The 12474-nt window shown below is 28.1% G+C and carries 13 protein-coding genes; 6 read left to right on the top strand and 7 right to left on the bottom strand.

Annotated features, from left to right (window positions below):
- From RDX53_RS12615 to deoD, 3 genes are all read left to right on the top strand, one after another.
- On the top strand, window positions 1-664 hold a 664-nt coding region (locus RDX53_RS12615; protein WP_307994276.1), incomplete at its 5' end, for a response regulator transcription factor.
- Complete coding sequence (locus RDX53_RS12610) at window positions 654-1793, top strand: HAMP domain-containing sensor histidine kinase (protein WP_307994275.1); 1140 nt, start codon at window positions 654-656, stop codon at window positions 1791-1793. The genes RDX53_RS12615 and RDX53_RS12610, both read left to right, overlap by 11 nt.
- A gap of 342 nt (window positions 1794-2135) precedes the next feature.
- Entirely contained in the window at window positions 2136-2855 is a 720-nt protein-coding gene (gene deoD / locus RDX53_RS12605) for a purine-nucleoside phosphorylase (RefSeq protein WP_195930903.1), read from the top strand.
- Window positions 2856-3228: 373 nt separating this feature from the next.
- Here the strand turns inward: deoD and lexA are convergent, their stop codons facing one another.
- Both lexA and RDX53_RS12595 read right to left on the bottom strand, forming a co-directional pair.
- Window positions 3229-3870 (bottom strand): transcriptional repressor LexA, encoded by a 642-nt coding sequence (gene lexA, locus RDX53_RS12600; protein WP_195930902.1) that lies wholly within the window; start codon window positions 3868-3870, stop codon window positions 3229-3231.
- 203 nt (window positions 3871-4073) lie between these two features.
- Window positions 4074-5339, bottom strand: coding sequence for a tyrosine-type recombinase/integrase (locus RDX53_RS12595; protein ID WP_243269591.1), 1266 nt, complete (start codon window positions 5337-5339; stop codon window positions 4074-4076).
- 214 nt (window positions 5340-5553) lie between these two features.
- On the opposite strand from RDX53_RS12595, the gene RDX53_RS12590 reads away from it, so the two are divergent.
- Window positions 5554-5916 (top strand): C-GCAxxG-C-C family (seleno)protein, encoded by a 363-nt coding sequence (locus tag RDX53_RS12590; protein ID WP_195930901.1) that lies wholly within the window; start codon window positions 5554-5556, stop codon window positions 5914-5916.
- A gap of 407 nt (window positions 5917-6323) precedes the next feature.
- Here the strand turns inward: RDX53_RS12590 and alr are convergent, their stop codons facing one another.
- The 4 genes from alr to ahpC form a co-directional block, all read right to left on the bottom strand.
- Window positions 6324-7475, bottom strand: coding sequence for an alanine racemase (gene alr, locus RDX53_RS12585; RefSeq protein ID WP_307994274.1), 1152 nt, complete (start codon window positions 7473-7475; stop codon window positions 6324-6326).
- A 165-nt stretch (window positions 7476-7640) separates the two neighbouring features.
- Entirely contained in the window at window positions 7641-7904 is a 264-nt protein-coding gene (locus RDX53_RS14170; RefSeq protein ID WP_195931906.1) for a DUF1294 domain-containing protein, read from the bottom strand.
- Window positions 7905-9098: 1194 nt separating this feature from the next.
- Complete coding sequence (locus tag RDX53_RS12580) at window positions 9099-9680, bottom strand: thymidine kinase (protein ID WP_195931897.1); 582 nt, start codon at window positions 9678-9680, stop codon at window positions 9099-9101.
- 193 nt (window positions 9681-9873) lie between these two features.
- The gene (gene ahpC / locus RDX53_RS12575) at window positions 9874-10437 is read right to left on the bottom strand and encodes an alkyl hydroperoxide reductase subunit C (RefSeq protein WP_307994273.1); all 564 of its coding nucleotides are present in this window, start codon (window positions 10435-10437) and stop codon (window positions 9874-9876) included.
- A 264-nt stretch (window positions 10438-10701) separates the two neighbouring features.
- Here ahpC and RDX53_RS12570 point away from each other — a divergent pair, with 264 nt between their 5' ends.
- Window positions 10702-11499: an SDR family oxidoreductase gene (locus RDX53_RS12570; protein ID WP_307994272.1), complete on the top strand. Its 798-nt coding sequence runs from the start codon at window positions 10702-10704 to the stop codon at window positions 11497-11499.
- Between the two features lie 67 nt (window positions 11500-11566).
- On the opposite strand, the gene RDX53_RS12565 is transcribed toward RDX53_RS12570, so the two are convergent.
- Window positions 11567-11827, bottom strand: a complete 261-nt coding sequence (locus RDX53_RS12565) for a stage V sporulation protein S (RefSeq protein WP_195931899.1) — start codon at window positions 11825-11827, stop codon at window positions 11567-11569.
- Between the two features lie 410 nt (window positions 11828-12237).
- Here RDX53_RS12565 and RDX53_RS12560 point away from each other — a divergent pair.
- Window positions 12238-12474 (top strand): PH domain-containing protein (locus RDX53_RS12560; protein WP_307994271.1); only part of this gene is annotated, 237 nt, incomplete at its 3' end.

Raw genomic sequence — 12474 nt, 5'->3', positions numbered from 1 at the left:
AAAGGAAATAAGAGACTTACTTGAGATATATCTTATAAATGAAGGCTATAAAGTTATAAAAGCGCAAGATGGACAAGAAGCTTTAGATATAATAGATAAAGAAGAAATAGATTTATTAGTTTTAGATATAATGATGCCTAGAGTTAACGGTATAGAAGTATGTAAAAAAATAAGAGAAACAAAGAATATACCTATATTAATGTTAAGTGCAAAATCTGAGGATATGGACAAAATACAAGGTCTTATGACAGGTGCAGATGATTATATGACAAAACCTTTTAATCCATTAGAATTTACAGTAAGGGTCAAAGCACTTCTTAGAAGAAGTTATTACTTAAACAACAATAGCTCTTCTGAAGAATCGGATTTAATAAATGTAGGTTCGCTTACAATAGACAAAACTAGACATAGAGTAGTGGCAGCGGGGGAAGAGATATCTCTTACAGCTAGAGAATTTGATATACTATATCTAATGGCTAGTAACAAAGGTAGAGTATTCTCATCTGAAGAAATATTTGAAAAAGTATGGAAAGAAAAATACTTCCAATCAAATAATACTGTTATGGTCCATATTAGTAGACTTAGAGATAAACTTGATAAATGTTTAAATGGTGAAAAAATAATTCATACAGTATGGGGAGTTGGTTATAAAATTGAAAAATAAAAAGGCGCTTTACTACGCCATATTACCTATAGCTTATTTTATTTTAAGCCTTACTTGTGTATCTATTACTTTTGTAGTTTTAAAGATAATTTTAGATATATACTACAGATATAATAGTCAATATGGTGGAACTTTAATCGATGCAATAAAATTCTTTATGCTTTTTAAAGCGCAAAGTGGATTAGACCGCAATTTAAATTACGTTATAATCGCAATATGCACATTCATAGTATACTACTTATTTATGAGAAAGACATATGTCGGTTTAGCCAAAATTGTAAATGCTACAAACCAAATGGCAGCTGGAGACTTGGACAAGGTTATAGAGATAGATTGTAAAGGAGATACAAAAAAATTAGGAGATAATATAAATATAATCTCAAGCCTTTTAAAAGATGTCACTATACAAGAGAGAAAAGCACAACAGACAAAAGCCGACCTTATAACTAATGTATCACACGATTTAAGAACGCCTCTAACTTCTATAAAAGGCTATTTAGGACTTATAAATGGAGATAATTATAGAGATGAAGTTCAACTTAGATATTATGTAGATATAGCATATGAAAAGTCTAAAGAACTTGAAGTACTTATAAACGACTTGTTTGAACTTACAAAAGTCCAAAATAACTCTATTACATTAGATAAGATAGATATAGACTTAGTCGAATTATTAAATCAAATTATATTCCAATTTGGGTACCAATTTGAAAGTGAAAAAATAAAAGAAAGAAGCTTCTTTTCAGAAGATAAACTGATTATCTCTGCAGATCCAAATAAATTAGTTAGAGCATTCCAAAATCTAATAAATAACGGAATTAAATACGGAACAGGAGAATTTCTCGATATATACGCATATAAAAAGAATGATTATGCAGTAGTGGATGTAATAAGCTATGGTAATCCAATACCAGCAGTTGAGCTTCCGTATATATTTGATAAATTTTATAGAGTAGATAAATCTAGAAATAAAAATGACGGTGGCTCAGGGCTAGGCCTTGCGATAACAAAGAGTATAGTATCGCTTCATGGAGGGATTATAACTGCCCAAAGTGATGGAGAAAAAACTATATTTAAAGTTATGTTGCCGCTATTAAAAGATAAAATCAAGATTAAAAAAGAGTCGTAAAATGATATTTTACGACTCTTTTTTAATCTTGATTTTAGTCTGACTATATTTACACACTCACTTACATACTTAATAAAACACCAGCTATGTGGATTGGAAAATAATGGTTATACTAAAAATCACCTTTTTGGTATATTTTTTTGTATATAATATAGTTATTTAGTCTACAAATACAATGAATAAAGCAGATTAAATGAAGCTAGAAAAAATTAACAGGTGTTATTTGTATATTATATATACATCTAATTTAAGATATAATATATAATATAATATTGTAGTAAAGTTATAAAAATAACTACTATGAACATATTAAAGTAATTTACATTCTAGGAGGAAATCGAAATGAGTAAATCACCAGTGCCAACTCCGCATTTAGAAGCTAAAGTTGGAGACATAGCAGAAACAGTATTATTACCAGGAGATCCACTAAGAGCTAAATTTATAGCTGAAACTTTCTTAGAAGATGTTGTTCAATACAACACTGTAAGAGGTATGTACGGATACACAGGATACTACAATGGTAAAAGAGTATCTGTTCAGGGTTCAGGAATGGGTATGCCATCAATGGGAATATACTCTTATGAGTTAATACATTTCTATGGTGTTAAAAATCTTATAAGAATAGGTTCTGCAGGAGCTATAAGCGATAAATTAAACTTACATGACGTAGTAATAGGTATGTCAGCTTCTACTGATTCAAACTATTCATCTCAATACAACTTACCAGGTACATATGCACCTACAGCAAGTTTCGAATTATTAGAAAAAGCTGTAAATGCAGGTCGCGAATTAAATATAGAAACAACTGTAGGAAACATAGTATCAAGTGATGTATTCTACGGAGATAATGGGCTTGAAGGATTTAAATCATGGCAAAAAATGGGCGCTCTTTGTGTAGAAATGGAAGCAGCAGCTCTTTACATGAATGCAGCTAGAGCAGGAGTTAACGCTCTTTGTATAGTAACTATATCTGACTGCCCATTAAGAGGAGAAGAAACTACATCAGCTGAAAGACAAACTGCTTTCACTAACATGATGAAAATAGCTTTAAGCTTAGCTTAATAATAAGATTAATAAGCTTTTTAAAAAGGCATGTATCTAGATTTAAAGATATATGTCTTTTTTATTTATTTTAATATTAAATTATGATTATTTTAAATACGAAACTTAAATGGTTTTGTTCGTTATAGTCCGTATAATTTTTAAAGAGGTAAAATTCTTACCCGCGGTATTTTTTATATTTTAACGAATGATAAGCAGGTTGTATGATTTTAATATACGGAAAGTAGTTATAATGAAATATTTATATGAAAAATAAAAGATTTTTATTAAATTAAAAATCATTATGTTCATTGCGCCAACTAAAATGTATAATTTCCTTACAATAAAAATAAAGCCTACTAAATATATTAAGTAAGCTTTATCTCATTTCGCATTAAAATACTCTAAATACTCCTGTAACAGTTCCAACAATTTCAACATCTCTTTCGTTTAAAATGATAGGGTCCATAAAGTCATTTTCAGGTTGAAGTCTAACGTTGTTGCCTTCTTTGAAAAATCTCTTTACAGTAGCAGATTCTTTATTTACTAAAGCTACTACTATTTGTGAGTTAGAAGCTGTAGCGCCTTTATCTACTACTACATAGTCGTTATCTAAAATACCGGCATTTATCATACTTTCACCTTTTACTTTTAGTAAGAATGTGTCAGTACCTTTGATAAGTTGTGCTGGTAATGGTATATATTCTTGGATGTTTTGTTGAGCAAGGATTGGTTCTCCAGCGGTTACTTGACCTACTAGAGGTAAATTGATCATCTCTTGCATTACAGTATTGTTATTGTTTGCAAATACATTACCACCGTCTAGTATTTCTATAGCTCTAGGTTTTGTAGGGTCACGTCTTATATATCCTAATTTTTCAAGTTTATTTAAGTGAGAATGTACTGTAGAAGTAGACTTAAGTCCTACTGCTTGACATATTTCTCTAACTGAAGGCGGATAACCTTTGGCTAGAAGTTGTTCCTTAATAAACTCTAGAATCATGAGTTGCTTGTTAGATAATTCACTTGAACTCATTAAAATCACTCATTTCCTTGTTTATTTGTAAAGTTATCTATACTTTGACTTTACTTTATTATATTGTACCATAATGTTTTTTTTTATACAAACATTTGTTCTGATTTTTAACAATTTTTATAATCTAAATTATCTATAAGTATTATCTATAAGTTGCTCATCAGATGATCTAAATAATATCGTATATATAGATTATATATTATTTATTCGGATTTATCTTTATCGCTATTATCCTGATTGCTATTATCTTGGTCATATGATTTATCATAAGCTTCATCATCTAGAGAATTTCCAATGTGTCCTAAATCATTATCAACTTGAATATCTTCTAAAGTAATATCTTGAGGTTCTTCGTCTAACCACTCAAAATTATTAACTATATCGCGTTTTATGTTTTTCTTGTGTGCAGCGTATAGTTGGGTCGTTGTCACGTTGTCGTGGTCTAATAACGCCTTTACATCGTATATAGAAAATCCAGATTGAATTAGAGAAGTAGCGGCTGTTGCTCTCAGCTTGTGAGGGGAATAGCCCTTGTCACGAGATGTATTCATACAAATAGAAGTATATTTCTTAACAAGCTGTCTTATTGCCCTCGATGTAAGTCGTTTTTTCTGTAATGATAAAAATAACGCATCTTTAACTTCTTCATCTAAATCGTCTGACTTTGGTCTTTCACAATTTATATAATCTATTACTACAGTTTCACAAGTCTTATTTATCGGCATTAAAACTTCTTTGCCACGTTTTCTATATATTTTAAATTCGCCCCTTGAAAAATTAAACGAAGATATATTTAGCTCACGAAGCTCGTTTAATCTAAGTCCATATGTGACAAATAAAGCGAGTATAGCCTTGTCACGCAGTTTTGTCTTTTCCCAATATACTTTTTCTTTATCTGTTAAGCCCTCGCCGCTTTCAACAGCTTCTAACATTATCATAACTTCATCAATGTCAAGTCTCTTTATAGCGTCTGGTTGGGGCTTAGGAAGCTTTATAGGATTAAATCCATCTGTTATGTTAGTAGGTAGCTGCTCATTTCTATATAAGAATTTAAATAGGGTAGAGAGAGATGATTTTTTTCTAGCTAAAGCTCTATTGTTGTTTTCATATACAAATGTGTGATCTTCTCTTTCTTTATAGTATCTAGGGCAGAAATCGCCTAAGAATAAATTTATATCTCTTGATTTTATATTTTTAAAGTCTTCTATAGTCAAGTCTTTTATATCATCTTTATCTGTAAGTCCGCTTTCACTTACTATATAGTCGCAGAAGAATATAATATCTTCTAAATAAGCTGCTCTTGTCGAAACTGCAACAGAACCTTTTAAATATACAAAGTAATCTTTCATAAAAGAAGGCAGTCTTTTTTCGTATTTTATAGCCTTTTCGATTAGCAAATGGTCTCTAAGTACGATATTATCAGGCTTATCTGATTTGTTGCTTATTTTTAATTCTTTTTTATCACTCAATTTACTACCTCCAATAAGTAATGTTTTAATTTGAATTAAATATATGTATTTGTATTTTCTATTATTCTATCATTTATTCTATCATTGAAAATAGTTTACTTCAAATATAAATATTGTGTAAATAAAATTATGAAATGTGATAAAGTCATAGACAAAATAAATTATAGGTGTATAATATATTTTGCATAATAATAATTATATAAAGGAGAGTAAAATGACAGAACCATCAGTTTATCATAGTCAAGGATATAATTGTGCTGAAGCATTAATAAAATCATATAACGAGGAACATAATACAGATATACCGATAGCACTTGGGAGTGCAATGGGTACTGGGATGTCTGTAGGAAGTTTATGTGGTGCTGTAAATGCTGCAGCAATGATAATTGGATATGTAAAGGGGAGAGAAAGCAACCAAGATATCAATGTAGCTAGAGCTTATTCAAGAGAGTTAATGAAGAATATAAGAGAGAACTTCGACTCTGAAATTTGTCTAGAGCTTAAACAAAATAAAGTGAGTTGTGAAGAGATAATTGATCATTCATATGAAGCTTTAAAAGAGTTATTAAGTAAATAGATATTGTAAGCTCAAATATAAATTTACGAAATAAGAGGTCTATATATTAATTTATTAAGTTAATATATAGACCTTTAATATTTCTTTCAAAATATAGATATTATATAGATGTATATGTATTTGATATTAGGCTATTAATTAGTTTATTATTTAATTAATAAAACATTAAAATAAAGGCTTTTGAAGTAGAGTCAGTATTATTTATATAACTGTGAAGCTTATTGCCTTTAAAATGTATTACCTCGCCAGATGTTATTAGTGCATATTCTTCAACTCCGTTAAAATGAGATGAAGGGTTTGTTTGTGATTGTGGTTTATCTTAAAAATATTTAAAGGCAGTTAACATTATACATTAACTGCCTTTAAAATTTAATATACTTTAATTTGTTTATTTAATAACTCATATTTTATAAATAACATTTACTATAAGTATTATCACCTAAGATATAATCTCTAGAAACCCTTCTAGAAACGCTGCATAATACTTCATAATTAATAGTTCCACGTCTAGAAGCTAAGTCCTCTGGTGTAACTCCAGCTTCATCTCCCATTATTAAAACTTCGTCTTCTATATTTACAGATAAATTTTCTGGGATTTTAACCATACATTGATCCATGCATATTCTTCCGACAACATCACATAAAACGCCGTTTATCATTACTTTAGGGTTATTTTGTGTTCTATCAAATCCATCAGCATATCCTATAGCAAGTGTAGCTAATTTAGACTCTTCTTTAAACTCATAAGTATATCCATAGCTTACTTTTGTGCCAGGAGATACTGTTTTTATGTTTGTTATTATAGTCTTAAGTGCCATAGCAGGTTTTAGCTTCGTATTTTTAGAAACTTCATCAGATGGATAACATCCATATAAACCTATACCAAGACGTACCATATTAAATCCTAGTTCTTTTAAATCTATGATAGCAGCTGTGTTTGATACATGTTTAAAGATTATATTTACATTAGCTTTATCTAAAGCAGATATAACTTTTTTATATCTTTCTAATTGTAAATAAGTTTCTTTTTTGTCAGTTTCATCAGCAGTAGCGAAATGAGTGTATATACCGTCTAAATTTAAGTTTTTCATCTCACTAAGTTTTAATATATCTTCTATAGTAGTTTCTATATTTTTTTCATCTGTTACAAATCCAAGTCTGCTCATACCAGTATCTAATTTTATATGTATACTAGCTTTTTTACCTAACTTTTCGGCCTTTTCGTTTATCATTTTAGCCATTTCATAAGAATACACAGTTATCCCAATATATCTATGTATAGCTTCTTCTATATCACATTCAGATATATAACCCATACAAAGAATAGGAGTATGGATGTTGTTGTTTCTAAGTTCGATAGATTCTTCAAACCTAGCTACTGAAAAATAATCTACTTTTTCTTGTTGTAACATTTTTGCAACTTCAACAGCTCCATGGCCATAAGCATCTGCCTTTACAACGCAACAAACCCTTGTATCAGGTTCTAATGTGTTTTTTAGCGAGTGGAAGTTGTGTTTTATATTATTTAAATTGATTTCTACCCAAGTTCCTCTTTTCATATTTAAAATACCTTCTTTCATATTTTAATATTTGATGTTGATTTTTAAATATTTAAATAAAATTTATTTAAGTTTATATTTTATATTATATATTTTTTTATTTTATCATTCATAAGTGTTTACTTCAAATAAAATTTCACAAAAGAATGGTAGAATTATAAATATTTATGAAAATAAGATCTTATATGTTAAAAATAATAAAAAGAAGCTCTCTATAGTCAAAATAGGTATTAGGTTTTTAAACTTTTTGCCCTTGTGGTGAATTAATCTCATAGATAAGAGAATGCTGAATGAACCTCCCATAAAGGCTAAGGTTAAAAGCGTTTTTTCTGAAATTCTAAATTGATTTTTGATGGCTCTTTTTTTGTCTATACACATTAGACAGAAGAGAAGTGTGTTTATTGATATTAAGTAAAATATAAATAACATGATAATCTCCTTTGTTTTATTTTAGATATTTATTATAGTAAATATGGATTTATAATGAAAGATTTTTTTATATAAATAGAGTAAATAGATTAAAAAGTAAGAAAATATATCTTTTTTATAATACAATGAAAGTAGATAATATTTTTCATTGTATAAATTAAAAGGAGTGATTATTGTGGAATCTATTTTAGAAAGTAGTCAGCAAATAATTAGTAGAATTGAAGAAATATTAACACATGATAAAGAAAAAAACATAAATTTCAATTGAATTCAAATAGTAATGAAATTGTTATTAGGGATTCTTTTACAACTAGAAAAAAGGACTCGTTTATAGATATAGAAACAAGAAGCTTATATAATTATAATGATTTTTTAGATATAAGTAAATTACTTAATAATTCAGATAAGGTTTGTTTATATTATGAACTTTATATAAAGTCATTTATTATAGAGAATAGACAATTATTGAATGATTATATGAATTTTTTACAATGTAAAAATGAATTAAATAGAGCTAGTATTATAAGTAAAAAGATAGAAATAAATAATAGAAAGAATTCATATATAGATAGAATATACAGTTTGATATAAACACAAAGGGAATTATAATTTAAATCATATCTAATTATTCCCTAAATCTACATTTGAGGAATAGTTATAGATAACTTGTTATTCATCCCCCATAGCCTCGAAATCACGATTTTCACGATTTTTCGGTATTATCGATAATCATCGAAAATACCATTTTCGATGTATTTTTAAGTTAATCAATTTTTTGAGATTGTCTCTAGAGTTTTTAAGTATTTTTAAAAGCTATAAATTCTATATAAATTTAAAAACACCTAAAAACATCTTTTATATTTAATATTTCAAGACACAAGATAGAAATAATATAAAAATTAATATTAAATAATTCAAAATAAAAGATAGCATTATATAGCCTATTTTGTTTTAGATCCCTAAATATATACCACTTCTCTATTTTCAAAAAAAATATATTGTTAGTTATATAACAAAAATATAAGTTAAGTTGAGCTTCTATAATACCAATTAAAATTTTGTCAATTAAATCTACATTCTATAAAACTATAAAAAATCACCCTCGTAAAATTATATAAACTAAAATAACCACAAGCAAAAACCTGTGGTTATTTTTCTGTATTTTAAAGAGATTTACAACCTTACCTCTCTACCCTACTTTTTATTTGTCTCAAAGCAATGTTTACACATAGACTTATATCTTTCATTACCGCCTATTTCGATTTGTTCTCCGTCTAGAAGTATTTCTCCGTTTTCGTTTATGCGTGCGTTTATTGTTGCCTTTTTGCCACATGCACAAACTGTTTTTAACTCTCTAATATCGTCAGCTAATTCAAATAATGCTTTACTTCCTTCAAAGAAGCATTGTCTAAAGTCTGTTTTTAATCCGAAGCAAACTACTGTATATTTAAGAGAGATTTCGTATAATTCTCTTACTTGTTTTTGTGTTAAAAATTGAGCTTCGTCGACCATTATTATAGTTTTAGAGTCGTTTATTTCGTCTAAATATTTATAAAAAGCTTCATCTTCACAAACAAGAGTACAATCAGCTTCTAGGCCTACTCTTGAAGATATTACGCCTTTGTTGTTACTATCTTTAAAACTCCCTCTAGTATCCATTGCAGGTTTATATAAAAGTACTTTATATCCAGCTTCTTCATAATTGTATTTCCATGTAAGAAGTTGCATACTTTTGCCTGAATTCATTGCTCCGTAGCAAAATATCAATTTAGTCATAAATCCTCCTCGTGGTATATATCCATTTTATTAATCCCAAGATAATTATTATAACATTAATTTAGACAAAATAAAATCCAAGGGATTAAATCCTTTGGATTTTATAGTATATTTAAATTGTTGGATTTATATATAAACTTATATAGATAGTAATATAGATAAGTATCTATACTTAAATGTTTAAATTTATCTATTATAATTTACCTACTAAATCTAAACTCGGTGATAAAGTTTCAGCTCCTGGAGTCCATCTCGCAGGGCAAACTTGATCTCCGTGTTCTGCTACAAATTGAGCTGCGTGCACTTTTCTAAGTAATTCAGCAGCGTTTCTACCTATTCCGTTATCGTGAACTTCATAAGCTTTTATTTCGCCTTCTGGATTTATTACAAAAGTACCTCTAAGAGCCATGCCATCTTCTTCTATCATTACATCAAAATCTCTAGTTAATTTTCCTGTTGGGTCTGCTAACATTGGATATTTAATTTTACCTATTGTATCTGAAAAATCAGCCCATGCTTTATGTACAAAGTGACTATCTGTAGATACTGAATAAATTTCACAGTTTATTTCTTTGAATTTTTCGTAGTTATCTGCTAAATCACCTAATTCAGTTGGGCAAACGAATGTGAAGTCTGCTGGATAAAATACAAATACTGACCAATGACCTTTTACATCTTCTAATGTAACTTCTTTAAAACTACCATCTTGATATGCTTGAACCTTAAAATCTGAAACTTTTTTGTTTATTAATGACATTTATGTGTCCTCCTTAATTTTAATATAAATAAATGATATTGAAAATCATTTTCGTTATACATTTATATATACCTCATAATTTATATTTTAAACATAAATTCAAAAATTATTTTTAGATATATTTAGTAATATAAAAATATTAATTATTATTTAAAAACATATAAAATTGGGTAAAATAGATATTATTGAAAAAATATAGATAAACTTATTAATAACATAGTATATCTAATAATATAATATAAAACGGACTTCAGGAGGTTTGACATGAAAGCTTTAAATAATAAAGTTGCCATAGTAACATCTGCAACTAGAGGGATAGGTCTTGCATGCGCGCTAAAATTAGCACGAGAAGGTGCAACAGTCTATATGGGAGTAAGAAGATTAGACGCAACTCAAGAGATATGCGATAATTATGCTGATTTAAATATGAAACCTGTATTTTTTGATGCATTTAATGTAGATAGCTACAAAGCAATGGTTGATGAAGTTATACAAAAAGAAGGTAAAATCGACATATTAGTAAATAATTATGGTACTGGTAATCCAGAAAAGGACCATGATTTAATAAATACGGATGAAGAATCATTCTTCAGATTATTAGAATTAAATGTAGGTAGCGTATTTAGAATATCTAAATTAGTTATACCTTATATGATTGAAAACAACAGAGGCGGCAGTATAATAAATATATCTTCTATAAGCGGTACTGTGCCAGATATATCTAGAATTGGATATGGAGTATCAAAATCAGCAGTAAACAACATAACTCAACAAATAGCTATGGAATATGCAAAATACAATATAAGATGTAATGCTGTTCTTCCAGGTATGACAGCTACAGATGCTGTAAGTCGCTCGATGGATGAACAATTCCAAAAATCATTTTTATCACATGTTCCACTAAATAGAATGGGAACTCCAGAAGATATCGCAAATGCTGTATTCTTCTTCGCTAGCGAAAACTCTTCATACATAACAGGTTCAATACTTGAGGTTTCTGGTGGATACCACCTTGGAACTCCACAATACGCCGACTATGTGGGAAGAAAGATGCAAGAATAAAAAAGCAGCTCATTTACTTGAGCTGCTTTCTTATTTATTTTTAATCCCACAATTTTTTATAAAACCATTATCTAGGTTCTATAATCAATTTTATAGCAGTCTTTTGATCTCCATCTATGTCTATATCAGTAAATGCTGGTACACATACAAGATCCATACCACTAGGTGCAACAAAACCTCTTGCAATTGCTATGGCTTTTATAGCTTGATTTAAAGCTCCTGCTCCTATTGCTTGTATCTCAGCATTACCTCTTTCTCTTAGTACTCCTGCTAAAGCCCCAGCTACAGAATTAGGATTAGATTTTGATGAAACTTTTAATACTTCCACTCTCATGTCCCCCTCCAAATTTTTAATTATTTTTTAAGTACTAAATCTAAATATTTGATTTATTATATATTTCTATAAGATTTATTAAAATCCTTTTAAAATAAATCAAAATAAAAACAACAAATATATTTAATTTATTTTGTGTTTTTACAATTAAATTGCATTTTGACTAAAAAAATAAATCTAATGCTATATTTTATTGAAATTAATAAAATTTTAGTGTGTTTTATGTCGAAAGGACTTTATATTGATTTTAAAAACAAATACATTGTTTCAAATTATACTTATAAATATTAAAAAATTAAGGTCTATATATTTATGTATTAAATTCAAGATTTTTTAAAAAATATCATCTATAATTAATAATATAAAAAAATATAAAATTATTTAGTATACTAGGGAGGAAAAAGATGGGGAATTTAGATTTTACAATATCTGTTCTTGAGGAAGATGAAGATATATTAGCTTCTTTAAATTGCAACTTAAAGAGCTTTATTGATTTTACTATAGTAGATCAAGATGGGGTTTTATTAGTGACGAATAAAAGAGTTTTATTTTGTAAATATAAAGGAAGGGATTTATCTGTAGTACACGATTTTGAATATAAACTAATCACATCTTTTAATGTTAAAGAAGATGATTATAAA

The organism is uncultured Intestinibacter sp., assembly GCF_902468165.1.
GTDB lineage: Bacteria > Bacillota > Clostridia > Peptostreptococcales > Peptostreptococcaceae > Intestinibacter.
The sequence above is the reverse complement of the archived record's forward strand: the minus strand, read 5'-3'. Positions and strand labels throughout refer to the sequence as shown.